Source organism: Streptomyces sp. MST-110588 (genome assembly GCF_022695595.1).
Taxonomy (GTDB): Bacteria; Actinomycetota; Actinomycetes; order Streptomycetales; family Streptomycetaceae; genus Streptomyces.
The window spans coordinates 3,895,097-3,918,096 of sequence record NZ_CP074380.1; the positions used below are offsets into that span (position 1 = coordinate 3,895,097).

The window sequence follows — 23,000 nt, forward strand, 5'->3', positions numbered from 1 at the left end:
GGCGCTGCGGCGGGCGGGCCGGGAGCGAAAAGACGCTCCCCGGCCGGACCCGCGACCGTGACGGAAGACGGCGCCCGTGGCTCTGCCGCTGACGACGGCTCCTCATCGGAGGGCTCCTACCAGGGGGGAACCGTGACCGACAGGCGACAGCCGTCCTCACAGCACCAGGCCAGGCAGCAGACCGCGCAGGGGGTGCAGGCCCAGCGGGCGCAGGCTTCGGGGGCCGCGGCGGGCGGGGCACCCGGTGGGGCGCAGCAGCCGTACCAGCCGCCCCAGGCGTACCGCTCGGGCTCCGGCGGGGGCGCGGGCTCCTCGGGTTCACCGGCAGGGCGCCGGCCGCGTACGGGCACGCGCACGGAACCCCGTACGCGCAAGGCCCGGCTGCGGGTGGCCAGGGCCGATCCCTGGTCGGTGATGAAGGTCAGCTTCCTGCTGTCCATCGCGCTGGGCATCTGCACGATCGTGGCGGTATCGGTGCTGTGGATGGTGCTGGACGCGATGGGCGTCTTCTCCACCGTCGGCGGCACGATCAGCGAGGCGACCGGGTCCGAGGGCAGCGGTTTCGACCTGGAGTCCTTCCTGTCGCTGCCGCGGGTGCTGATGTTCACCACGATCATTGCGGTGATCGACGTGGTGCTGGCGACGGCGCTGGCCACGCTCGGGGCCTTCATCTACAACATCTCGGCCGGTTTCGTCGGCGGGGTGGAGCTGACGCTGGCGGAGGACGAGTGAGGCCGGGAGCCGGTACGGACGGGGCGTTCCCGGGGTCATGGGGAACCGATTTTGGGAACGCCTCTGAAGTGCGCTAATCTTTCGGTGCAGCGCGGGGCTATAGCTCAGACGGTTAGAGCGCTTCCCTGATAAGGAAGAGGCCACAGGTTCAAGTCCTGTTAGCCCCACCAGCGCGATCGGCCCGGCCGGAGATCTCTCCGGCCGGGCCGATTCGTTTCTGCGGACGGTGTCTCTCCCCGGCTCGATCGACTTCTCCGGGCTGATTCGTTTCTGCGGGACAGGAGTTGGTCCGGCCCTAGGTCACCGATCGGTATCGGCCGTGTGTATCATCGGCCACCAGAGGTCCCCTACGTCAACGAAAGACGAGGTCGCGCGGTGAAGAAGCTTCTCCTGGTCGCACTGGCCGCCATCGGCGGGCTCCTCGTGTACCGCCAGATCCAGGCGGATCGCGCCGAGCAGGATCTGTGGACGGAGGCGACCGACTCCGTGCCCGCAGGTTCGGGTGTGTGAGACACGAAACAGCTCGTACGGAACCCCGGTCGTCCCTGGTGGCGGCCGGGGTTCCGTGCGTCCGTGACCGCTCCCTTTTGTTTGCTTGCGCACATTGATAGGTTGCGCCAGCAAAGATGATGTTGAGCGCCGGGGCGGGCCCTCGGCGGACGGTTGAGTCGGCGGGTCGGTAGGTCGGCGGGGACGGCGGCGGGGTAGGACGGGCCCCGGTTCGGGGTCGGGATCGTACGGGCTCGTAGAGGCTCGTACGGGATTATGAGGGGGGACGCACGGTGAGGCGGCGGCGGACGGCTGGGGGCGAGACGATGCGGGGCTGGAGTCTGCGGCGTGGTGAGGCGGGACGCGGCACCCTGCGACGCGCCGTGAGGGGGGCCGGCGCCGCGGCGCTCGCCACGATGGCGCTGCTGTCGTCACCCGTACCGGCCGGGGCCCGGAGCGGTGGCCTGCCCACGTACAAGACGGCTCAGGACGCCAAGGCGGTCAAGGGCACGCCCAGCACTGAGGACGCCCCGCGGATCATCCCCGGCAGGTACTCCGACAGCATCGCGCTGGGGGAGGAGAAGCACTACGCCGTCGACCTCGACGCGACGTCCAACGCCTATGTGGCGGCGGTCGCCGCGCCACCACCGGGCGCGGAGGTCGAGGACTACACCGACAACCTGTTGGTTCAGATCAGGGACAGCCGCGGAAACTCGTGCGGTCCGCAGGGGCGTACGGCCTTCCGGGGCCACAGGATGGCCTACCCCGTCGCGGACTACGCCGGCCGGCAGATCCGCGGACGACGGGCCGACTGCCAGGAGGCGGGCGTGTACGACGTCGTCCTCAAAAGAGAGGGCAGGTCGGCCGCGGGGCCCGACCGCTGGCCCGTCGAGCTGTCCTTCCTCACCGAGCCGGGCCTGACGGGCAACGCGCCCGGCAAGCCGGCCGACGCCACCCGGCCCACCGAGACACCCCCTCCGCCCACTGCCGCAACGAAGAAGAAGGCCACCGGCGGCACCGGCTTCAACGACGCCGGTTCGGTCGGCAAAGGCGTGTGGAAGGACCGGATCAGGCCCGGTGAGACCCGCTTCTACCGGGTGCCCGTCGACTGGGGACAGCAGCTCAACGTGAGCGCCGAGCTGCCGGGCGCCCCGGCCGGCGGCACCGGCACCGGGTTCCTGCCCGACGCGCTCGGTCTGAGCGTCTACAACCCGGCGCGCGGCCTGGTCGGTACGGTCGACTTCGCCGCGTACGACGGAAAACCCGCCGCGGCCCGGATGTTCACCGCACCGGTCGACTACGGGAACAGGGAGAGCAGCGTCGACGCGGTCGGCGCGATGCGGTTCGCGGGCTGGTACTACCTCGAAATCTCCCTGCACGGCGACACCGCGAAGTACTTCAAGGACGGCGCGGGCCTCACCCTGCGGGTGGATGTGAAGGGGAAGGCGAAGGCCGGGCCCGGTTACAGCAAGGACACGCCCGACTTCTCCGTCAGCCAGGACGACAAGGAAGCGGCCGGCAAGGGCCTGAGGGGCGGTCAGGAGGACGGCCCGGGCGCCGGCGCGGGCGGCACCAGGCGGCTGCTGGGTTATGCGGGGCTCGGCGTGGGCACCGTACTGCTGGCCGGGCTGGGCACGTGGACGCTCGTGGCTCGGCGGCGGGGCGCGGTGGCGGCTCCGGGGGCGTCTCAGGTAGTCGCCCCCGGGCAGGAACGGTCAGGGCCGGGAGTCGATACGCAGAAGATGAGCCCACCGCAGAACCCTTAGCCGTACGAGGCACCCTGTCCTGGCCTGTCCTGGCCAGGACAGACTCTCAGCCGCCCGCCAGCGCCCACACACCCAGGGCGATGCACAGCAGCGCCACGACCAGAACCGGGACCGCCACCTTCGGGGGCGGTCCCGGCCGCCGTACGGCAGCAGCCGCGCCGGTGGCAGGTGCCGCCGGCGTCGCCGTGGCCTGAGGGGGACGGCCCGCGGTGTACGGACGGGTGCGGGCGGGGTCCCGGCGGATGGCGGCCGTGGCCTCGTACGGGGAAACCGGCCGACCGGGTGCGGGGGCGGCGGCCGGCGGCGCGACCGGGACCGGAGGCGGGGGTGGGCTTGATGGCCGAGCGGCCGAGGCCGAGGCAGGGACCGGAGCCGGTGCCGGAACCGGGCCGGGCGGCGTGCTCGGCGGAGCAGGCGGGGGCGGCGTACCAGGCCGCTCCGGCACCACCACACCGGACGTCGACCCCGCACCCGTACCCGTACCCATACCCATGCCCGTACTTGCCCCCGAAGCCGAGGACACCGGAGAGACCGGACCGCCCCCGGCACCGGAACCGGTCCGCGCTTCCGCCCCCGGAACACCGGCCCCGCTTCCGCCCTCGGCCTCCGCCTCAGCCTCTCCCTCGGCCTCCCGCGGGGCCGGCGCCACCGGCCCGTCCGGCCCGAAGCCCGCCGGCAGCGGTCCGATGTGGTCGAAGACCTCGACGGCCTCTTCCTCGATCGTCACCTCCGGCAGCAGCTCGGCCGCAGAGAGGAGCGCCTTGCGCGCGCCCGTGGCCGTCTTGAACCGGGCCTCGGGGTCCGGCTGCAGCAGGTTCGCCAGGACCTGCCACAGCGGCTCCGGCACGTCCTGCGGCGCATCGGGCGTGCCGTGCTCCTCGAAGTGCCGTACGAGCGCCTGGGTGTCGGGCTTGTTCCCCGTCAGCAGGTACAGGGCGACCAGGCCGACCGCGAAGAGGTCGGCGGGGAAGTCCGGCTCGGCGCCCGTCAGTTGCTCGGGCGCGAAGTAACCGGGCGTGCCCACGACGTAGTTGGCCTCGGTCAGCCGGGGTTCACCCTTGCGCATGGATATGCCGAAGTCGGACAGCCGCAGGTGGGGGCGCCCGGTTCCGGTGGCTTCCAGCAGGATGTTCGCGGGCTTGATGTCGCGGTGGACGACGCCCTCGGCGTGTACGGCGGTGAGCCCGGCCAGCAACTGGTCCAGGAGTGTGCACACGAAGCGGGGCGGCAGCGGCCCGTAGTCACCCACCAGGTGCGCCAGCGAACCACCGTTCACCAGGTCCATGGTGAACAGCACCTTGTCGTCGTCGGCGGCCCAGCTCGCCGGCGCCAGGACGTGCGGGTGATCGATGCGCAGCGCCTGTTCCCGTACGAATCGCAGCAGCGCGTGCGCGTCGCTCTGCTGGAGCACCTTGGCCGCCACGTACCGGCGCCGACGGCCGTCCCAGGCACGCCAGACGGCACCCACACCGCCCCGTCCGATCGGATCGATCAGCTCGTACCGGCCGGCGAAAACCTCACCCATTGCGTCCCTGTCCCCTGCCCCTGACCCGCCCTTGTCCCCTTATCCCCCTCTCCCCCGTTAACTCTGGTGCGCTTCGTAGTGCGCCACCGCGTCCGCCGTCCGCCCCGCGCCGTACACCCGCAGGAACTCCGCCAGTTCGGGGTGGGTGGGAGCGAGGGTGTTCGCGGCGTCGATGATGTCGCCGGCCGCCGAGACCGAACGCAGCAGCGACTGGATCTCGCGCACCACGCGCCGTACGGTCGTGGCCCCCGTGGACGAGGCGGTCTGGCCGGTGTTGTTCAGCACCGAGCCGCCCGCGCTCTTCCTGACCTCCTCCATACGGTCGGTGGCCTCGGCCGCGCTGACACTGCCGTCCGCGACCTGCCCGGCCAGCTCTTGGAGCGCCTGGACCCGCTGCACCACGGCCGGATTCCCGATCTTCGCGCGCTGACCGCTCATGAGCTGCGACAACATGGGCGCCGACAGTCCCAGTACGGAAGCCAGCCGCGCCTGGTTCAGACCGAGGTCGTCGATGAGGCGGCGGAACAGCGCTCCCAGGGGCTCCCCGTACCAACTCCGCTGCAGCTCCCGAGCGCGCGCGGTGGCTTCCTGCTGTGCTGCGTCCATGGCCTCTCCCCTGTCTCCCCGATCGCGCTTCGCTGCCGCGAATCTCGCGCAGCATCCTACGGAGACGACCTGGTCGCGGCGATACCCGGTCGGAAAACCCTCCTGGCACCGGGTACCCTGGTCGGCGACGGGGCCTTAGCTCAGTTGGTAGAGCGCTGTCTTTGCATGGCAGATGTCAGGGGTTCGACTCCCCTAGGCTCCACTTATGAAATGCCCTCTGGCCTGCGGAAACGCGGTTCGGGGGGCGTTTTTTTGTGCCCATCATGTGCCCATCATGTGCCCGTCGGTGGGTGCATCCGCGCCCATCGGGCATGGAGGGAGCCCTTGCCCTCCTTGCCCTTCAAGGGATGTGCCCGCTCGCGTCTCCCCCTGGGATCTCCTGGGCCCGACGACCGCCGGGATCGCGGGCTGGTTTGCGAGCCTTGCTGGTTTCCTACTCGTTTGACACAGTGGACCGTATGTCTGAGGAGGCGTACAGCATTGGTGAGGGCCCAGCCACGCGGGTGAGCCTGTCCCTGCCGGAGGGGACGGCGGAGGCGATCCGCGCGCGGGTGGGCAAGCGGGAGTTCTCCGCGTTCATCACGGCCGCAGTCGAGCGTGAGCTGCGCGGTCAAGTTCTGGACGAGTACCTGACCGACTACGAGCGGCGCAAGGGCCCGGTTTCGGAGCAGGCGCAGGAGCGGGCGCGGATGGTCTTCGACGAGGTGTTCGCTGAGGAAGAGCAGTGGCCCGCCGCAAGCTGACTCATGCGGGGACCCTGGTCCTGGACAGCGAGGGCCTGTCGAAGCTGCTCAGGGATGACGAGCAAGCGGTCGCACTGGTTGCGGAGGCGCGGCGGCGGGGCATGGATGTGGTGATCTGTGCGCTCACCATCATCGAGGCCGTGCATGCCCGCACCGACAAGGCCCGGCTGCGGTGGCTGCTGTCGGGGCTGCGGGTGGTCGCGGTGGGGGACGAGGAGGCGAAGGCGGCTTCGGCACTGCTGATGGCGGCCGGTCTGCACGGCCAGAAGTACGCCATCGACGCGGCCGTGGCCGGGACGGCTCTGCGCCAGCAGCGCCCGGTGGTGATGCTGACCTCGGACATCGATGACATGACCAAGCTGTGCGGAGACCGGGTCCGGCTCGTTGCCGTTTGAATGCGGTTGGTGTTCCTGGCTGTTGAGCGCGTTGTGTGCGCATGACCGCTGGCGGCGACACGCTTCGTGCCACAGCGAAAGCAGGGGGCGGCCGATTCACCTGTGGGGGCTGTATACGCGGACGCATACTTCATCCATGTCTGATGCCATGATCCGTGTGCCTGCCGAGGTGCGGGACCGTCTGGCGGTCATCGCCGAGTCGCGGGGGACGTCGATCCGTTCATTGGTGCAGGAGTTCGCGGAGACCACGCTGACCGACGAGGAACGGCGGGAGCGGGCGGAGCGGACGCGCGCGTATCTGGCGGACCACTTCGGCGTCGAGGTGAGCGATGAGGAGAGCGCGGCCATGGGGTGGAAGCTCCGAGGAGCCTTTGCCCGGCCGCAGCGGGATGTCGCCGGGTGATCCAGCACCATCTCGTGCTGGATCACCCGACGTTGTTGGCGCTGTCGGGAAACCGGCAGGTGTCCGCACTGATCCACCGCGCGCACTTCGAGCCCGAGACCAGGCTGTGGGCGCCGGTCCTGTCGGTCCTGGAAGCCGACGCCGAGCACGTTGGACTGGCCGGACACATCGGTCAGCTCGACAGGACCGCTTTGAGGGGGCTTGAGGGAGAAGGGGCGGCGGATCGCGGGGCGGCGGTGGTGTGTGCCGCCCCGCGTCCGATTGGTCAGGTCACCTGGCCGGGTGTGCCTCGGCGGCCCGGGTGCTGCCGGCCCCGGTGCTTGCGGCGGCCGGTGGCAGGGGTGCCGGTGTGCCGGTGGCCGGTGGGGTCACCGCGGCCGGGCGTTCGCCGGCGATCGGGTTGCCTGCCCATCGTGTGCCGGCCGGTACGCTCTCGCCGCGCATGACCAGTGACGCCGGGCCGATGGCGGCGCGTTCGCCGACCGTGGTGCCGGGCAGCGTGATGCCGTGCGGGCCCAGGGAAGAGCCCGCCGCCATATGGACGGTGTCCAGCCGCATGATCCGGTCGTGGAACAGGTGCGTCTGCAGGACACAGCCGCGGTTGACGCTGACGCCGTCCCCGAGCGTGATCAGGTCGGTCTCCGGCAGCCAGTACGTGTCGCACCACACGCCGCGCCCGATCCGGGCGCCCAGGCTGCGCAGCCACCAGTTCAGTACGGGCGTGCCGGTGAAGGCGCCGGCCATCCACGGCACGGCCAGTGACTCCACGAAGGTGTCGTACAGCTCGTTGCGCCACACGAACGAGGACCACAGCGGATGTTCACCGGTGCGGAAGCGGCCGACGAGCAGCCACTTCGCGGCGGTCGCGGTCAGCAGGGCCAGCAGCCCGGCGGCCAGCAGCAGGAGGGCGCCCATCAATGCCGCCAGCCCGATCCCGCCGGCCTTGAGCGCGCCCTGCTCACCGACCAACACCGCCTCGGCCAGCGTCATCGAGCACATCAGCGGCAGCACCCGGCAGGACTCGACGGCCGCCCGCGCCAGCACCAGCTTGCGCGGCGGCTCGAAGGTACGGCCGGGGTCGGCGGACGAGGGGGTGCGCGGCAGCGGCAGCGCGGGCCGCCCCAGCCAGGACGAGCCGGGCTCGCTGCGCTCCGGCGCGTCCGACAGCACGCCGATCAGGGCCTGGTCCGGGACCTCGCGGTCCGGGCCGACGATCCCCGAGTTGCCGACGAACGCCCGCCGCCCGATGTGCGAGGTGCCCAGCCGCAGCCAGCCACCGCGCAGTTCGTACGGGGCCACCAGCGTGTCGTCGGCAAGGAAGGCGCCGTCCGCCACGCTCAGCAGGGACGGCAGCGGCAGCACGGTGGAGATCTCGGCGTGCCGGCCGACCCGGGCGCCGAGCAGCCGCAGCCACAGCGGGGTGGCCAGGCTCGCGTAGATCGGGAAGAGACTGCTCCGGGCGCCGTTCAGCAGCCGGGTGACCAGCCAGGCGCGCCAGGCCACCGGCCCGCGCACCGGGTACGTACCGGGCCGTATGCCGCGTCCCAGCATCCTGACCACGGCCGCGACCAGCAGGATCCAGCACAGCGTCGTGACGACGGCGATCACGGGTGCGGCGGCGAACAGCCGCAGCGCCGCGTCGTGGAGCGTCGTACAGTCGCGCACCAGCCAGTAGACGCCGGCGAGCGCGGGCAGCATGGCCAGCAGCGGCAGCACCGGCAGTCCGGCCAGCGTCAGGCCGTACGCGGCGGTCCACAGGCGGGAGTGGGCCGGGCGGGCATCGGGCCAGGCGGTGCCCGCCGTACGGGCGTTGCCCTCGGCGGGCCGGGCGGGCGACCCCTCCCAGACCTCGTGAGCCGGTACGGTCCCGCCCAGGCAGCCGCCGGGGGCCAGTTCGGCGCCCGGGCCCAGCGCGGCGCCGGGCAGCAGCGTCGAGCGGTGGCCCACCCGGGCACCCGCCCCCACGCTCACGGACCCGACCCGCAGCACGTCCCCGTCCAGCCACCAGCCGGACAGGTCGGCCTCGGGCTCCACGCTCGCGCGCTCGCCCAGTTCGGCCAGGCCGGTCACCGGGGGCATGGCGTGCAGCGCCACATCGGCACCCACCCGGCAGCCCAGGGCCCGTGCGTACAGCCGCGCCCACGGCGTACCCAGCAGCGCGGGCACACCGAACGCCGCCACCGTCCGCTCGGCTGCCCACAGCCGCATGTGCACCTGTCCGCCGCGCGGATAGGCGCCCGGGGTGATGGAGCGGGTGAGCGCGCGGGCGGCCAACGCGCCGATGGCGAACCGGGAGGGGGCGCTCATCAGCACCAGCCAGCCGACGATCACCAGCCACCAGGAGGTGTGCGGCACCCAGGTCTGCGGGGCCAGCAGCCACAACACGTTGTCGGCGGCGGCCAGGGCGACCGCGCCGCGCAGGCCGGCCACGCCGTACAGGAGGAGCTGGATGAGCATCTGTACGGCGCCGGTGCGGCGCGGTACCGGCCGGACCGCTTCGGCGCCGGACGACGGCTCACGGCGGGCCGGGCCCGAGCGGGCGGGCCCGGCGTCCGGATGCCCCGTACCGCCGTGGGCTGCCACGCTGCCCTGTCCGTCCTGGCCACCGTCCGCCGACTGTTCGGCGGTCAGCGAGTCCAGGTAAGCGGCCATGTCACGCAGGACCGGCCGGCGGTAGAGATCGGCCACCGAGACGCCGGGGTGGTCGGCGCGCAGCCTGGAGGCCAGTTGGGCGGCGCTGAGACTGCCGCCGCCCAGGGCGAAGAAGTCGCTGTCCGCGCCGGGCCGTACGCCCAGCAGCTCCTGCCAGGCATCGGCGAGCCGCGCGGCGGTGCCGGTGAGTCCGTCGCGCGAGCCGTCTTCCCCCGCGTCCGCGTCCGGTCCGCCGGACCGGTGCGCGTCCGGGGACGCGTCCGTGCCCGTCCGGTCCGTCGCCGCGGCGGGCAGCGGCCAGGGCAGCGCGTCGCGGTCCACTTTTCCTGACGTACGGGTGGGCAGCTCGGCCACCTCGGCCAGTACGGGCACCAGCGCGGCGGGCAGCCGGTCCGCCAGGACCTTGCGGGCCAGGTCGGGGCGGAAACCGGTTTCTGTGCCTGTTGTGGTTCCTGCGCCTTTGCCTGTTCTGGTGCTTTTGCCTGTTTTGGTGTCGGAACCGGTGGCCGTACGGGTCTCCGGTACGACGTACCCGACCAGGATCCGGCCCCCGGACGGCGTGGTGCGCACCGCGGCAGCCGCGCTCCGGACACCGTCCAGATCGGCCAGCGCCGCGTCGATCTCGCCCAGTTCGATCCGCCGGCCACCCACCTTGACCTGGTCGTCGGCGCGTCCGACGTAGAACAGGCCCTCGGGTTCGGCCCGTACCAGGTCCCCCGTACGGTAGGCGCGCCGTGCGTCCAGCGCCGGGCAGGGCACGAAGCGCTCCGAGTCCTTGGCCAGGTCGAGATAGCGGGCCAGGCCGGCGCCCGCGATGATCAGCTCGCCCTGGGCGCCGTACGGAACCGGCGTACCGTCGGCGTCGACGACCGCCAGGTCCCAGCCGTCCAGGGGGAGCCCGATCCGTACCGGCTCCTGCGGCAGCAGGCGTTCGGCACACGCCACGACCGTGGTCTCGGTCGGCCCGTAGGTGTTCCACATCTCCCGGCCCGGGGTGGCGAACCGCTCCACGAGCCCGGCGGGGCAGGCTTCACCGCCGACGATCAGCAGCCGTACGGCGGCCAGGGCCTCGTCCGGCCACAGCGCGGCCAGCGTCGGCACCGTGGAGACCACCGTGATGCCCCGCTCGACCAGCCACGGGCCCAGCTCGTGGCCCGCCCTCACCAGCGAGCGCGATGCCGGCACCAGACACGCGCCGCTCCGCCAGGCCAGCCACATCTCCTCGCAGGAGGCGTCGAAGGCCACGGACAGCCCGGCCAGCACCCGGTCACCGGGGCCCAGTGGCCGGTCGCCGCGCAGGAACAGCTCCGCCTCGGCGTCCACGAAGGCCGCGGCGGCTCGGTGGGTGACGGCGACGCCCTTGGGTGCGCCGGTCGAGCCGGAGGTGAAGATGATCCACGCGTCGTCGTCCGTGGAGGGAGTACGGGGCGGGGCGCTTCCGTCGGTCGACGGTGCGCTCCTGTCGGACGACGACGGCGGCGGGTAGTCGCCGACCGGGCCCGACAGCAGCGGCTCGGCGGCGCCGTTGAGAACCGCGCACACCCCCGCCTCACCGAAGACCGAGGCCGCCCGCTCCTCAGGATCGTCGGCGTCGACCGGAACGTAGGCGGCACCGCTGCGCAGCACGGCCAGGATGGACAGATACAGCTCCGCCGTACCGGAGGCGACCCGGATCCCGACCCGGTCGCCGGGGCCGATGCCGTGCGCCGCCAGACGCTCTGCGCGTCGGCCGACCTCCGCCCACAGAGTGCGGTAGTCGATCACCTCCTCCCCGGTGTCGAGGGCCGGCGCGTCCGCGTGGGCGGTCACGGTGGCTTCCAGGACATCGAGCAGCGTCCGTGGCGGATGGGCCGGCGCTCCCCGGTATATCGCCGCGTCGGGGCCGTCGGAGGTGTCGGAGGCGTCGGAGGCGGCGGGCTGGCCGGGCACACCCGACGGGGCGGTTATGCCGGACGGTGCTTCCACGGGATCGCGGGAGGAAGGCAGAGAGGACAAGGACATCGAGAGCCTTTGGTTCAACGTGAATACGGGCGGATGTCCTACGGGACGTCCGCCCGTACAAGAGGCGCCTCACGCGGGCTCGGTTCTGGTCCTTTTGCCAACTCTGCGTAAAAGGCCGGTTTGCTTGATGGGTGGAGGGCTGGTGACGGAAATCTAAGAAAATGTCTCATAAACGCTGGCTACAGTTCCTTGCCGTCGGCGGCGCGCCCTGGCCGCCGGATCGTCGACGGCGCGGCACCGCCTGCTCCCGAGCGAGCGGGCCGGCCAACTGCGCAGACGCGACCGCGTGATCGTACGGCCGCACGATCACGGGACCGTACGGCCGGAGGCCCGCGCTACCGGGCTCCCGCGTGGCCGGGTGGCCCGCGGGAGCCCCATGTCGTCCTGAAGGAGAACTCGGCGATGCGGGAAATGATGTCCTTCGCGGCACAAGCCTTCCGCCGACTCACGAAAGCCCGTCACCGGAGCGGCCGGATGTCGCACCGGAAGGAAGCCGGTCGAAGAAGCCGGTCGAAGAAGCCGGTCCAGGGAAGCCGTCGGAAGAATTCCCGGGGCGCGACGCACACAGCAAGTGGAAACAGGAGGGGAAGCGTCCTGCGGCCTTGCGGGACGCTCAATACGGCTGGACATTGACGCGCAAGCGGTGGGCGGTCCGTCGCACGACGCGGCCGTGTTGTCGTCCTGTACCCCCGTCATCGTGGGTACGGGACGACAACACGGCCGTCGTACTTCTGTCCTCAGACCCCGTCCGTCATGGGGGACGTCAGGGACGCTTAGGGCGTCTGGGGCGTCAGGAACGCCTGGGGCGTCAGGAACGTCACGAAGTCCGGGACGTCAGGGCGTGCCACCGCGCTGCTCGGGCTCGGCCTCCGCCTCGGCCTGCTTGGCCTGCACCTCCGGGTCCAGAACCGCCGCCTCCGCGCTGCCGTCCACCGCGGAGAGCGTCGCCCGGTCGTTGACCTCGGTGGGGGCGGGCGGCTCGACCAGCCAGTCCGGGTTGGCCTGCTTGTCCCACCACTTCCACGCGACGACCGCGCCGCCGGCCAGCACGGTCAGCACCGCCAGGCGCTTGGCCAGCCGTCCGGCCCGGGCCCGGCGCCGGTGCTTCTTGACGAGCTTTTCGATCTCGGCGGCCGACACCTGTCCGCGCAGCGCCGCCAGCGCCGCCGTACCGCGGGCCAGGGCTTCTTCCCGTACCGGTTCGGCGGCGGCACGCGCGCTGTGGACGGCGTGCTCCACGCGAGGTGCCGTGTAGTCGGCGGCCTGACGCGCGGCCTTACGGGTCATCTTCGCCGCCCGGGCCGCCGCCGCGTCCACCTTGGGGGGCAGCGCGCCACGCGCGTGCTCGATGCGCGGCTGTACGTGGGCGTCGTACTGGTTGCGGGCCTGGTGAGCAGCCTCGGCGACCTTGGGTGCCAGCCGCGTTCGAGCCTCGTGCGCGTAGTGAACGGCGGTGTCCTTGGCCGTGCCGGCATACGGAGCCACCACCTCCGCGGCGTGCCGCACGCTGTCCTTGGCCGAAACGGTCGCGGCGCGCACGCTGTCCTTGCGGGTCACGGGATCCTCCTCCTCGGTGGCGTGTCCGGGGGCTCGGGGCCGTCCCCCAACGTCTTGTTCCTCGCCTGTCCACCCGGTTGAAGATCATGCCTGCTCATGCCTGGTACGGCATGTGCGAGCGGGCATCCGGGTCATTGGGGACCTTACGGAGCCATCGGAGCCTTCTGACGACAATGCCACGGTTCGTCGCCGCGCGCGCCGGTTCGGCCGGTACTGGTCCCTGTTCTCATGGGACGAGTGGCCCCGTACCGGCCATGTACTCCTCCCCTGCGCGTCGGATTCCTGACGGCTTCCCGACAGCTTCCTGTTGGTTTCCTGCGGCTTTCGGTCGGCTTGTGATCAGCTTTTGATCAGCTTCCGGTCGGATTCCCGCCGGATTCCCGGCGGGAAGAAATTGTGCGAAGCGCGTACCGAGGCGGTGGCCGGGGGACGAACGGGCCGGTCCGTGCGAGGATCGGGAACCGTCAGTGCAGACTTATGGAAGGTAGATCGTGGCTGAGCAGCTCTACGCCACCCTGAAGACCAACCGGGGCGACATCGAGATCCGGCTTCTGCCGAACCACGCCCCGACGACAGTGAAGAACTTCGTCGAGCTCGCCAAGGGCGAGCGCGAGTGGACCAACCCCAAGGACGGCAAGAAGTCCACCGCCAAGCTGTACGACGGCACGGTCTTCCACCGGGTGATCAGCGGTTTCATGATCCAGGGCGGTGACCCGCTGGGCAACGGCACCGGTGGTCCGGGGTACGAGTTCAAGGACGAGTTCCACCCGGACCTCTCCTTCAACAAGCCGTACCTCCTGGCCATGGCCAACGCCGGCCCGGGCACCAACGGCTCGCAGTTCTTCATCACGGTCGCCCCGACCACGTGGCTGACCGGCAAGCACACCATCTTCGGTGAGGTCGCCACCGACGCCGGCAAGAAGGTCGTGGACGACATCGCCGCTACCCAGACCAACCCGCGGACCGACCGTCCCGTCAACGACGTCGTGATCGAGTCGGTCGTCATCGAGAACCGCTGAGGCCGGTCGTCCGGTCCGGTACGGCCGTCTGCCGTCTGCTGTCTGCCGTCTGCCGTCGGTCGTACCGGGAACCATCGCGCCCTGCCTGGTCGTAGATCGGGTGGGGCGCGAAGCTGTTGCACGCCGTGGAGCGGAACGAAACGGAGCGGGGCCGGGGGCGGTGCCGAGGTGGCGCGCTGCGGTGAGATCCGTACGCACAGGACACCCGTACGCACAGGACGAGGGACCGAGGGGACCGACGACCGATGGACCAGGTGCCAGGCAGCCCGCAGGAGCCGCGGGACGCGAAGGAAGGCAGCGGCCTGCCCGGTTGCTACCGCCACTCCGACCGGGAGACCGGTATCCGCTGCACCCGCTGTGAGAAGCCCATCTGCCCCGAGTGCATGGTCAGCGCCTCGGTCGGCTTCCAGTGCCCGGACTGCGTACGCGGTGGCAGCGGTACGGGCCACGCACCGCGGGCCGCGGTCCCCCGTACGGTCGCGGGCGGCGCGCTCACCGCCACCCCCGCCCTGGTGACCAAGATCCTCATCGGTCTCAACCTGGGTTTCTTCGTGCTGGTCCTCGCTGCGCAGCAGGGCCTCTTCGGGGACGCCGGCCAGGACGTCGTCGGTGACCTGGACATGCTTGCCCTGGCCTGGGACCCGGGTCAGTTCAAGCTCGTCGGTGTCGCCGAGGGCGAGTGGTACCGCCTGCTGACCGCGATGTTCCTGCACCAGCAGATCATGCACATCGGGTTCAACATGCTCTCGCTGTGGTGGCTGGGCCCCTCTTTGGAAGCGGCTCTCGGCCGGGTCCGCTATCTGGCGCTCTACCTGCTCTCCGGGCTGGGCGGCAGCGCCCTGTCCTACGTGCTCGCCGCCCAGAACGAGCCCTCGCTGGGCGCCTCGGGCGCGATCTTCGGCCTGCTCGGCGCGACCGCCGTACTGCTGCGCCGACTGCGTTACGACATGAAGCCGGTCCTGATCCTGCTCGGCCTCAACCTGGCCTTCACGTTCCTGTGGCCGAACATCGCCTGGTCGGCCCATGTGGGTGGCCTGGTGGTGGGCGCGGCGGTGGCGTACGGCATGGTGCACGCGCCCCGCGAGCGGCGGACGCTGGTGCAGGTAGGAACCTGTGCGGTGGTGCTGGTGGCGATCATCGCGGTGGTGTGGGTGTGGACCGCTCATCTGCTGAGCGGGACGGCGGGACTGATGACCTGAGGGCCTGCGGCCCGGCCCGGTGACCTGGCTCGGTGCCCCGGGGCCCGGTGCCGTGAACCCCGGTCGTGCGGGCCGAATCGCTGAGTTGTCCACAGCGAGTGGCGGATCTTGCGCAGGTTGTGGGGAACATGCGTTCCGCATCGCACTGACCTGCGTTTCCCCAAGCAGGGCAAGGGGTGGCGGCGGCTCGCGAGGTGAGCCGCCGGTCACACCGGTGTCAACCCACAGGAAGTTATCCACAGATCTTCTGAAGTTTTCCCCGGCTGTGGATAACGGTGTGGATGGCCTTGGGCAGTACTTGCGCCGAGGAGCCGGGAATGCTGCGGGTGCTGCGGGCCGCCACCGGCTTCACCGGCTCCGTCGGCGCCGCCCCGCGGCTACTTCCACTGGGTGGAGACGCCGAATCCCACCGCGATGAAGCCGAAGCCGCAGACGATGTTCCAGTTGCCCATGGCCTTGACGGGCATGTCGCCCCCGGTCACGTAGAAGAGCACGATCCACGCCAGTCCGATCAGGAACATCGCCAGCATCAGCGGAGCGACCCAGCGGCGGCCGGAATTCAGCTTGAGACTGGCTGCCTGCTTCGCCGGCGGCGGCGTGAAGTCGTCCTTCTTGCGGATCCGTGACTTCGGCACGAGGAACTCTCCTGTCGATGCGCTGCGTGACCGCGCCGGGGGCGGGGTGTAGGGAATGGAGCCGGGCGGGGGAGCGACGGGGAGCGTCCCTCCCCGGGCGTCCGTTAGCGTAGTGCTTCCGCGGCGTCGTAAGGAGTAAGGGTACGTTGAGCACTTCCGCTGACTCCCCCGGCCGCCCGTCACGCAGCCACCCGCGCCGCCACCTGCGGCCCGTGCGTCTTTTGACCCTCGCCGTCTTCGCGCTCGCCGGACTCATCTTCTGGCTGAGCTTCGACACCGCGCGTGGCACGGACCTGCGCTCGGACGATTCCATGCTGCGGCTGTCCGACCTCATCCAGGAACGCAGCCACAAGAACGGCGCCCACGACGAGCGCAACGCCTCCCTACGGGACGAGATCGACGGGCTCGCGCGGCGGGACGACGGCGGCTCCCGGGCCGAGAACGCCAAACTCAAGGCCCTGGAAGCCAACGCCGGCACGAAGAAGATCGACGGGCCGGGCCTGACGGTGACGCTCACCGACGCGCCGCCCAACGCCACCGCCAAGATTCCCGGGGTGCCCGAACCGCAGCCCAACGACCTCGTCATCCACCAGCAGGACCTGCAAGCCGTCGTCAACGCCCTGTGGCAGGGAGGCGCCAAGGGAATCCGGGTCATGGACCAGCGGCTGATCTCCACCAGTGCCGTGCGCTGCGTCGGCAACACCCTCATCCTTCAGGGCCGGGTCTACTCGCCGCCCTACAAGGTGACGGCCGTCGGTGACCGCGAGACCCTCGGCAAGGCGCTCAACGCCTCGCCCGCCATCCAGAACTACCTGCAGTACGTCAACGCCTACGGCCTGGGCTGGAAAGTCGACCAGCACGAGACGGTGACTCTGCCCGGCTATTCCGGCACAGTGGATCTCCACTACGCACAGCCTGTGAAGCCGTAGCGCCCGGGAGGTCCGCCGGCGTCCGGCACCCCTGACGCCGGGGGAGTCCCGCGCGCCGGGACATGCGGGAGGCAGGGCCGGAATGACGGTGCGGTCGGTCGTCAGGACGTTCAGCGAAATCTGCATCACCCTCGGCACGCTGATCGTGCTGTTCGTCGCGTACCTGCTGCTGTGGACCGGCGTACGGGCCGACAGCGCGATGGACGGCGAGATCGGCAGGCTCCAGGACCGGTGGGCCGCCAAGCCGTTCGCCTCCGGCGACGGACGTCACGGCCCCGGCCGGCCCGGCACCGCGCGAGGGGACCTCCCGGGCCGGCCCGGTCCGCAGCCGCCGTACAAGGACGGCAGGGCGTTCGCCGTCATGTACATCCCCCGCTTCGGGGCGAACTGGTCCAAGCCCGTACTGGAAGGGACCGGAAGCGAGGTGCTCAAGCGCGGGCTGGGGCACTACCGCGGTACCGCCCGACTCGGCGAGCTGGGCAACTTCTCCGTCGCCGGGCACCGGCGGACGTACGGCGACCCGTTCAAGGACGTCCCCGAACTGCGGCCCGAAGACGCCGTGGTGCTCACGGACGGCACGTGGTGGTTCACCTACCGCGTCGACCGGAAGCCGTACACGACGCTGCCCACCGATGTCGGAGTCATCGATCCCGTGCCGCGCAAATCCGGATACACCGGGCCGGGCCGGTATCTGACCCTGACCACCTGCGAGCCGGAATGGGGCCACAGCCACCGGCTGATCGTCTGGGCCCACCTCGATTCCACGCGGCCCGTGGAGCGCGGGCGGCCCGCTGCTTTGGGTCGCTGACCCACCAAGCCCGACCGCCGCCCCTTACTCTGGTGGGGCAATCGACACCGTCAACGACACCGACATCGGCAAGTAGGGGCAGCGACAGCATGTACGGCTGGATCTGGCGGCATCTGCCGGGCAACACATGGGTGAAGGCGCTGATTTCACTCGTGCTGGTACTGGCGATCGTCTACGTGCTCTTCCAGTACGTCTTCCCATGGGCGGAGCCGCTGCTCCCCTTCAACGACGTCACGGTCGACGAAGGGATGGCCGCCGTCCGATGAGCGCACGAATTCTCGTCGTCGACAACTACGACAGCTTCGTCTTCAACCTCGTCCAGTACCTCTACCAGCTCGGGGCCGAGTGCGAGGTGCTGCGCAACGACGAGGTCGAGCCGGGCCATGTCCCGCCTCCCGCCTCCACGGCGGCCGACGGCACCGCGGGCTTCGACGGCGTCCTGCTCTCCCCCGGCCCCGGAACGCCCGAAGAGGCGGGGGTCTGCGTCGACATGGTGCGCCACTGCGCCGCCATCGGCGTCCCGGTCTTCGGCGTGTGCCTGGGCATGCAGTCGATGGCGGTCGCGTACGGGGGTGTGGTCGACCGTGCCCCCGAGCTGCTGCACGGCAAGACCTCCCTGGTCACCCACGAGGGCGCCGGGGTCTTCCGTGGCCTGCCGTCCCCCTTCACCGCCACCCGCTACCACTCGCTGGCCATCGAGCCGGACACCGTGCCCGACGAGCTGGTGGTCACCGCCTGGACCGACACCGGCATCCCGATGGGGATCAGACACCGCGAACTGCCCGTCGAGGGCGTGCAGTTCCACCCCGAATCGGTGCTGACCGAGTGGGGCCACCAGATGCTCGCCAACTGGCTGGTGGAGTGCGGCGACCAGGAGGCCGTGGAGCGCTCGGCGGGGCTCGCCCCGGTGGTCGGCAGGGCCGGCGCGTGACCGCCCTCCGCCCCGAGCGCCAAGGGAAGTCCTATCCGCCCTCCGGGCCCAGTGGCGGGTACGACGACCTCGAAGCGTTCGAGGCGGCCGTCGGGCAGCTCGATGACCCGCTGACGGACCCGCTGCCCGTCCCGGCCCCGACCCGGCCCTCCGTCCCGTCCCAGCAGGCCGCATCCCCTTCCGGCCGGCAGCCGGAGCGACGGGCCGAGCAGCCCCCCGGCCGGCCCGCCGGGCAGGAGACCGCGCAGTCGGCCGCCCGCCCTGCCGGAAGCGGAGGTGACGCCTCGCACGCGGGCGCCGAGGTCCAGCGCCCCGGTTCGCCGTGGTTCCGTCCGCGCCGGCAAGCCGCGCCGTCTCAGTCGCCGACCCGCCCGCAGCCACCGTCCTCCGACCCGCAGGACCGGTCCCGGACACGGCCCCCGGCCCCCACCCAGCCGCTGACGTACGAGCCGATAACGCGGCCGGTGCCGCCCACATCGCCAACACTGCTGTCACCGGCGACGCCAACGCCGACCCCGCTGACCACTCCGACGCCGCAGCCCATACCCAACCCGTTCGGCATCCCCCGGCCGACGGACCTCCCGGCACCGTCCACCCCCGCTTCCGGGCCCGTGCGCGACGACGAGACGATGGCACTGCGGCAGGCCGAGGAGCGGACCACCACGAGCCGCTCGGCAGACGCTGTTTCACGTGAAACCGATGCATGTGAAACCGGCGTGTCCCACGCCGCCACGGCAGCCTTCCCGCAAGCCGCACCGACGAGCCCTTCGCCCACGGACCCGTCGCCTGTGGGCCCGTCGGCCGCTGCCCCGGCGTCGTCGGTGACCGGTGGCCGTGCGGCCCGCCGTAAGGCCGCACAGGAGGCCGCCAAGCGGAGCGGCAGACGCAACCGCCGGGGCACCCCGGACACGCCCGCGGAAGCCGCCACGGCGTCCACCGCGACGTCCGCCACGGCAGCGCCGAAGGGTGCGCCCGCCTCCCGGCTGGAGGCCCGCCGCGCCGAGCGCGCCCGTAAGGCCGGCCCCGGCGTGATCGTGAGCCGGGTGGTGGGCGAGCTGTTCATCACCGTCGGCGTGGTGATGCTGCTGTTCGTGACCTACCAGCTCTGGTGGACGAACGTGCTGGCGCATCAGGAGGCGGGCGGCGCCGCCAGCAACCTCCAGCACGAGTGGGACCAGGGCGGTGGCGACCGCGAGGCCGGCGCCTTCTCACCCGGCCAGGGCTTCGCGATCATGTATATCCCCAAGCTGGACGTGAAGGTCCCGATCGCCGAGGGCATCAGCAAGCCCAAGGTGCTGGACCGTGGCATGGTCGGCCACTACGACAAGGACAGCGTGAAGACGGCGATGCCCTGGGACAAGAAGGGCAACTTCGCGGTGGCGGGGCACCGCAACACCCACGGCGAGCCGTTCCGCTACATCAACAAGCTCACCAAGGGCGACAAGATCGTCGTCGAGACGGGGAGCTACTTCTACACGTACGAGATGTCCAGCGCCCTGGCTCAGACATCGCCGAGGAACATCGGAGTCATCGCCCCGGTGCCCCGTGGCTCGGGGTTCAAGGGCCCGGGCCGCTACATCACGCTGACGACCTGCACCCCGGAGTTCACCAGTACCTACCGGATGATCGTGTGGGGCAAGATGGTCGAGGAGCGACCGCGAAGCAAAGGCAAGCCGGATGCGCTCGTAAGCTGAGCGAAGGTAAAAGGGGTACATCGCGGTGACTGCCACCCGACACGACGAGGGCACCGAAGCGCCCACGCCCGCTCCCGGGCCACGCCGGATACGCCGGCGCATCGCCGCCGTCGTCAGCGTGATCGGCGAGCTGCTGATCACAGCCGGACTGATCCTGGCGCTGTTCGTCGTGTACTCGCTGTGGTGGACGAACGTCCTCGCCGACCGCGAAGCGCACAAGCAGGGTGACCGGATACGCAAGAACTGGGCGCAGGGCCCCAAGGGCCCCGGCGCGCTCGACACCAAGGACGGCATCGGCTTCCTGCACGTCCCGGCGATGAAGAACGGCGAGGTGCTGGTCAAGAAGGGCACCGACTCCGACATCCTCAACGAGGGCGTGGCCGGCTTCTACACCAAGCCGGTGAAGTCCGCGCTCCCCCAGGAGAAGAAGGGCAACTTCACGCTCGCCGCACACCGCGACGGACACGGCGCGAAGTTCCACAACATCGACAAGCTCAAGGAAGGCGACCCGATCGTCTTCGAGTCCAAGGACACCTGGTACATCTACAAGGTCTACGCGTCCTTGACCGAGACCTCGAAGTACAACACCGACGTCCTGGACGACGTCCCCAAGGAATCCGGCAAGCGCAAGCCCGGCCGCTTCATCACCCTGACGACCTGCACCCCCGTCTACACCTCGGACTACCGCTACATCGTCTGGGGCGAGCTGGTCCGCACCGAAAAGGTCGACGCCAACCGCACCGCCCCCAAGGAACTCCGCTAGCCGGCCCGCAACGTAGGGAGCCCCGGTCACCTCGCGAGGTGACCGGGGCTCCCTACGTTGCGGGCCGCGCCGGGTCAGTGGCGGTGGCGGCCCCAGGGGCCGCCGAGGAAGCCGCCGTCGTCGCCGCCCTGGTTGTCGCCGGTGTCACCGCCCTGGCTGTCCCCGGTGTCACCTCCGGGCGCACCACCGTTGCCGGGGAGCACCGTGAGGTTGACCGTGGAGCCCTTGTCGACCTGGGTGCCGGCCGGCGGGTCGGACCTGACCACCAGGTCGTCGTCGCCCTGTCCGCCGGTGATGTTGCCGACGACCAGGCCCATGTCGGTGAGGGCCTTCTTGGCGTCCTTGAGCTTCCTGGTGGCCAGCTCCGGAACCGCGATCTTCGCGGCCGTCTTGCCGACAGTCAGGGTGACGGTGGCGCCCTTGTTGGCCGGGGTGTTGCCCGCCGGGTTCTGGTCGATCACCTTGCCGGCCTGCTGCGGGTCGCTGACCTCCTTCTCGGTCTTGGTGACCATGAAGCCCAGGTCGGTCAGTTGCTTGGCAGCCGCCGCGTAGTCCTGGCCCCTGACCTCGGGAACCGGCGTCTTGGGGGACGCCTGGGCCACGGTCAGGGTGATCCCGGTGTCCTTGGGCGCCTCGGTCTGGGCCTTGGGGTCCTGACCGATGACGGTGCCCGGGGTGCGCTCGGACACCTCGGTCTTCTGCTTGATGTTCTCAAAGCCCTTGCTCTTGAGCTCATCGCTGGCCCGCGCGAACGGAATCCCACGGACATCGGGGACGGTGACCTTCTCGGCCCCCGAGCACACGGTCACGGTGACCGTGCTGTCCTTGTTGATCTTGCTGTTCGCCTCGTGGTCCTGCGCGGTGATCTCGCCCTTCTTGGCGTTGTCGCAGGGCTTGCTGCCGCCCTTGACCACCTTGAAGCCGCCGTTGTCGCCCTCGGTCTTCGCCACCTGCAGCTTCTTGCCGATGAGGTTGGGCACCGTGACCTGTTGGTCCTTGGCGTCCTCGTTGAACATCACCGTGCCGATGAAAATCGCACCGACCAGTACCAGGATGCCCGCCACGACCAGGATGATCGTGGAGGTGTGGCTCTTCTTCTGGCCGCCGCCCCCGCGGCGCCGGTCCCCACGGTCCTCGTAGCCGTAGCCGCCGTCGTCCGGGTTCATCGGCGGCAGCATGGAGGTCTGGCCGGCCGGGTCCTGGGCCCGCAGCATCGTGGTGGGCTGATCCTGCTCGTAGCCCGCCGCGGCCAGACCCGCGGTGGCCGCCACCGGCTGCCCGTCCAGGGCCGCCTCGATGTCGGCACGCATCTCGTCCGCCGACTGGTAGCGGTAGTCGGGGTCCTTGACCAGGGCCTTGAGGACGATGGCGTCCATCTCAGGGGTGATCTCGGGGTCGAAGACGCTCGGCGGCTGCGGCTCCTCCCGTACGTGCTGATAGGCGACCGCGACCGGCGAGTCGCCGACGAAGGGCGGGCGCACGGTCAGCAGCTCGTACAGCAGACAGCCGGTGGAGTACAGGTCGGAGCGCGCGTCGACCTGCTCGCCCTTGGCCTGCTCGGGTGAGAGGTACTGGGCGGTGCCGATGACCGCCGCGGTCTGCGTCATCGTCATACCGGCGTCGCCCATCGCGCGGGCGATGCCGAAGTCCATGACCTTGACCTGGCCCGAGCGCGTCAGCATGACGTTGGCGGGCTTGATGTCGCGGTGGACGATGCCGGCCCGGTGGGAGTACTCCAGGGCCTGGAGTACTCCGATGGTCATCTCCAGCGACCGTTCGGGCAGCAGCTTGCGGCCGGAGTGCAGCAGTTCGCGCAGCGTGGAGCCGTCGACGTACTCCATCACGATGTACGGGATGGAGACGCCGTCGACGTAGTCCTCGCCCGTGTCGTACACCGCGACGATCGACGGGTGGTTCAGCGAGGCGGCCGACTGGGCCTCACGGCGGAACCGGGCCTGGAAGGACGGATCGCGGGCGAGGTCCACCCGGAGCGTCTTCACAGCGACGGTGCGCCCCAGGCGGGTGTCGTGGGCGAGGTAGACCTCGGCCATGCCACCGCGGCCGAGCACCGAGCCCAGCTCGTACCGGCCGCCGAGGCGACGCGGCTCTTCCATAAGCTTCTCCAGCCCTCTCCGTCATCCCGACCGCACCCG

Annotated in this window: 20 protein-coding genes and 2 tRNA genes; 16 read left to right on the forward strand and 6 right to left on the reverse strand. The window is 70.7% G+C overall.

The window, feature by feature from the left end:
• Nucleotides 1-57 precede the first annotated feature (57 nt).
• The 4 genes from KGS77_RS17095 to KGS77_RS17110 all read left to right on the forward strand — a co-directional run bounded on the left by KGS77_RS17095 (nucleotide 58) and on the right by KGS77_RS17110 (nucleotide 2,987).
• The gene (locus KGS77_RS17095) at nucleotides 58-732 is read left to right on the forward strand and encodes a DUF3566 domain-containing protein (protein ID WP_242582559.1); all 675 of its coding nucleotides are present in this window, start codon (nucleotides 58-60) and stop codon (nucleotides 730-732) included.
• Between the two features lie 93 nt (nucleotides 733-825).
• Nucleotides 826-902: transfer RNA gene (locus tag KGS77_RS17100), tRNA-Ile, on the forward strand.
• A 205-nt stretch (nucleotides 903-1,107) separates the two neighbouring features.
• Nucleotides 1,108-1,242, forward strand: a complete 135-nt coding sequence (locus KGS77_RS17105) for a DLW-39 family protein (protein ID WP_003958712.1) — start codon at nucleotides 1,108-1,110, stop codon at nucleotides 1,240-1,242.
• Between the two features lie 362 nt (nucleotides 1,243-1,604).
• Entirely contained in the window at nucleotides 1,605-2,987 is a 1,383-nt protein-coding gene (locus KGS77_RS17110) for a hypothetical protein (RefSeq protein WP_242582561.1), read from the forward strand.
• 46 nt (nucleotides 2,988-3,033) lie between these two features.
• Here KGS77_RS17110 and KGS77_RS17115 read toward each other — a convergent pair whose 3' ends face one another.
• Complete coding sequence (locus KGS77_RS17115) at nucleotides 3,034-4,512, reverse strand: serine/threonine-protein kinase (RefSeq protein WP_242582563.1); 1,479 nt, start codon at nucleotides 4,510-4,512, stop codon at nucleotides 3,034-3,036.
• 57 nt (nucleotides 4,513-4,569) lie between these two features.
• On the reverse strand, nucleotides 4,570-5,118 hold the full coding sequence (locus KGS77_RS17120; RefSeq protein ID WP_242582565.1) for a DNA-binding protein: 549 nt from the start codon (nucleotides 5,116-5,118) through the stop codon (nucleotides 4,570-4,572).
• A gap of 129 nt (nucleotides 5,119-5,247) precedes the next feature.
• On the opposite strand from KGS77_RS17120, the gene KGS77_RS17125 reads away from it, so the two are divergent.
• The 4 genes from KGS77_RS17125 (at nucleotide 5,248) to KGS77_RS17140 (ending at nucleotide 6,659) form a co-directional block, all read left to right on the forward strand.
• Nucleotides 5,248-5,320, forward strand: a tRNA-Ala gene (locus tag KGS77_RS17125).
• A 256-nt stretch (nucleotides 5,321-5,576) separates the two neighbouring features.
• A complete protein-coding gene (locus KGS77_RS17130; RefSeq protein WP_242582568.1) occupies nucleotides 5,577-5,861 on the forward strand; it encodes a hypothetical protein in 285 nt (94 codons plus the stop codon).
• Nucleotides 5,843-6,256: a PIN domain-containing protein gene (locus KGS77_RS17135; RefSeq protein WP_242582570.1), complete on the forward strand. Its 414-nt coding sequence runs from the start codon at nucleotides 5,843-5,845 to the stop codon at nucleotides 6,254-6,256. The genes KGS77_RS17130 and KGS77_RS17135 overlap by 19 nt, the downstream gene beginning before the upstream one ends.
• A 136-nt stretch (nucleotides 6,257-6,392) precedes the next feature.
• The gene (locus tag KGS77_RS17140) at nucleotides 6,393-6,659 is read left to right on the forward strand and encodes a hypothetical protein (protein ID WP_242582572.1); all 267 of its coding nucleotides are present in this window, start codon (nucleotides 6,393-6,395) and stop codon (nucleotides 6,657-6,659) included.
• Between the two features lie 270 nt (nucleotides 6,660-6,929).
• Here the strand turns inward: KGS77_RS17140 and KGS77_RS17145 are convergent, their stop codons facing one another.
• Together KGS77_RS17145 and KGS77_RS17150 are read right to left on the reverse strand one after the other, a co-directional pair.
• Complete coding sequence (locus tag KGS77_RS17145) at nucleotides 6,930-11,312, reverse strand: Pls/PosA family non-ribosomal peptide synthetase (RefSeq protein WP_242582574.1); 4,383 nt, start codon at nucleotides 11,310-11,312, stop codon at nucleotides 6,930-6,932.
• A gap of 834 nt (nucleotides 11,313-12,146) precedes the next feature.
• Nucleotides 12,147-12,869: a DUF5324 family protein gene (locus tag KGS77_RS17150; protein WP_242582576.1), complete on the reverse strand. Its 723-nt coding sequence runs from the start codon at nucleotides 12,867-12,869 to the stop codon at nucleotides 12,147-12,149.
• A gap of 491 nt (nucleotides 12,870-13,360) precedes the next feature.
• Here KGS77_RS17150 and KGS77_RS17155 point away from each other — a divergent pair, with 491 nt between their 5' ends.
• Nucleotides 13,361-13,888 carry a peptidylprolyl isomerase gene (locus KGS77_RS17155; RefSeq protein ID WP_242582578.1) on the forward strand — a complete coding sequence of 176 codons (528 nt, stop codon included), beginning with the start codon at nucleotides 13,361-13,363 and terminating at the stop codon, nucleotides 13,886-13,888.
• A 245-nt stretch (nucleotides 13,889-14,133) separates the two neighbouring features.
• Complete coding sequence (locus tag KGS77_RS17160; protein ID WP_242582580.1) at nucleotides 14,134-15,087, forward strand: rhomboid family intramembrane serine protease; 954 nt, start codon at nucleotides 14,134-14,136, stop codon at nucleotides 15,085-15,087.
• Nucleotides 15,088-15,464: 377 nt separating this feature from the next.
• Here the strand turns inward: KGS77_RS17160 and crgA are convergent, their stop codons facing one another.
• A complete protein-coding gene (gene crgA, locus KGS77_RS17165; RefSeq protein WP_242582582.1) occupies nucleotides 15,465-15,722 on the reverse strand; it encodes a cell division protein CrgA in 258 nt (85 codons plus the stop codon).
• 146 nt (nucleotides 15,723-15,868) lie between these two features.
• On the opposite strand from crgA, the gene KGS77_RS17170 reads away from it, so the two are divergent.
• From KGS77_RS17170 to KGS77_RS17195, 6 genes are all read left to right on the forward strand, one after another.
• Nucleotides 15,869-16,651: a DUF881 domain-containing protein gene (locus KGS77_RS17170; protein ID WP_242582584.1), complete on the forward strand. Its 783-nt coding sequence runs from the start codon at nucleotides 15,869-15,871 to the stop codon at nucleotides 16,649-16,651.
• Nucleotides 16,652-16,733: 82 nt separating this feature from the next.
• Entirely contained in the window at nucleotides 16,734-17,459 is a 726-nt protein-coding gene (locus KGS77_RS17175; protein ID WP_242582586.1) for a class E sortase, read from the forward strand.
• Nucleotides 17,460-17,548: 89 nt separating this feature from the next.
• Nucleotides 17,549-17,725 carry a hypothetical protein gene (locus tag KGS77_RS17180; protein ID WP_242582588.1) on the forward strand — a complete coding sequence of 59 codons (177 nt, stop codon included), beginning with the start codon at nucleotides 17,549-17,551 and terminating at the stop codon, nucleotides 17,723-17,725.
• The gene (locus KGS77_RS17185; protein ID WP_242582592.1) at nucleotides 17,722-18,390 is read left to right on the forward strand and encodes an aminodeoxychorismate/anthranilate synthase component II; all 669 of its coding nucleotides are present in this window, start codon (nucleotides 17,722-17,724) and stop codon (nucleotides 18,388-18,390) included. The genes KGS77_RS17180 and KGS77_RS17185 overlap by 4 nt, the downstream gene beginning before the upstream one ends.
• Nucleotides 18,387-20,084, forward strand: a complete 1,698-nt coding sequence (locus tag KGS77_RS17190) for a class E sortase (RefSeq protein ID WP_242582595.1) — start codon at nucleotides 18,387-18,389, stop codon at nucleotides 20,082-20,084. Before KGS77_RS17185 ends, KGS77_RS17190 begins: the two co-directional genes overlap by 4 nt.
• 25 nt (nucleotides 20,085-20,109) lie before the next feature.
• Nucleotides 20,110-20,847, forward strand: a complete 738-nt coding sequence (locus KGS77_RS17195; protein WP_242582598.1) for a class E sortase — start codon at nucleotides 20,110-20,112, stop codon at nucleotides 20,845-20,847.
• Between the two features lie 74 nt (nucleotides 20,848-20,921).
• Here the strand turns inward: KGS77_RS17195 and pknB are convergent, their stop codons facing one another.
• Nucleotides 20,922-22,961 (reverse strand): Stk1 family PASTA domain-containing Ser/Thr kinase, encoded by a 2,040-nt coding sequence (gene pknB / locus KGS77_RS17200; protein ID WP_242582600.1) that lies wholly within the window; start codon nucleotides 22,959-22,961, stop codon nucleotides 20,922-20,924.
• Nucleotides 22,962-23,000 lie beyond the last annotated feature (39 nt).

What these genes read in the sequence shown, in the direction of transcription:
- KGS77_RS17115 (WP_242582563.1), bottom strand. Translation starts at nt 4,512, where the DNA reads ATGGGTGAGGTTTTCGCCGGCCGGTACGAGCTGATCGATCCGATCGGA.
- KGS77_RS17120 (WP_242582565.1), bottom strand. Translation starts at nt 5,118, where the DNA reads ATGGACGCAGCACAGCAGGAAGCCACCGCGCGCGCTCGGGAGCTGCAG.
- KGS77_RS17130 (WP_242582568.1), top strand. Translation starts at nt 5,577, where the DNA reads ATGTCTGAGGAGGCGTACAGCATTGGTGAGGGCCCAGCCACGCGGGTG.
- KGS77_RS17140 (WP_242582572.1), top strand. Translation starts at nt 6,393, where the DNA reads ATGTCTGATGCCATGATCCGTGTGCCTGCCGAGGTGCGGGACCGTCTG.
- KGS77_RS17145 (WP_242582574.1), bottom strand. Translation starts at nt 11,312, where the DNA reads ATGTCCTTGTCCTCTCTGCCTTCCTCCCGCGATCCCGTGGAAGCACCG.
- KGS77_RS17160 (WP_242582580.1), top strand. Translation starts at nt 14,134, where the DNA reads ATGGACCAGGTGCCAGGCAGCCCGCAGGAGCCGCGGGACGCGAAGGAA.
- KGS77_RS17175 (WP_242582586.1), top strand. Translation starts at nt 16,734, where the DNA reads ATGACGGTGCGGTCGGTCGTCAGGACGTTCAGCGAAATCTGCATCACC.
- KGS77_RS17180 (WP_242582588.1), top strand. Translation starts at nt 17,549, where the DNA reads ATGTACGGCTGGATCTGGCGGCATCTGCCGGGCAACACATGGGTGAAG.
- KGS77_RS17185 (WP_242582592.1), top strand. Translation starts at nt 17,722, where the DNA reads ATGAGCGCACGAATTCTCGTCGTCGACAACTACGACAGCTTCGTCTTC.
- pknB (WP_242582600.1), bottom strand. Translation starts at nt 22,961, where the DNA reads ATGGAAGAGCCGCGTCGCCTCGGCGGCCGGTACGAGCTGGGCTCGGTG.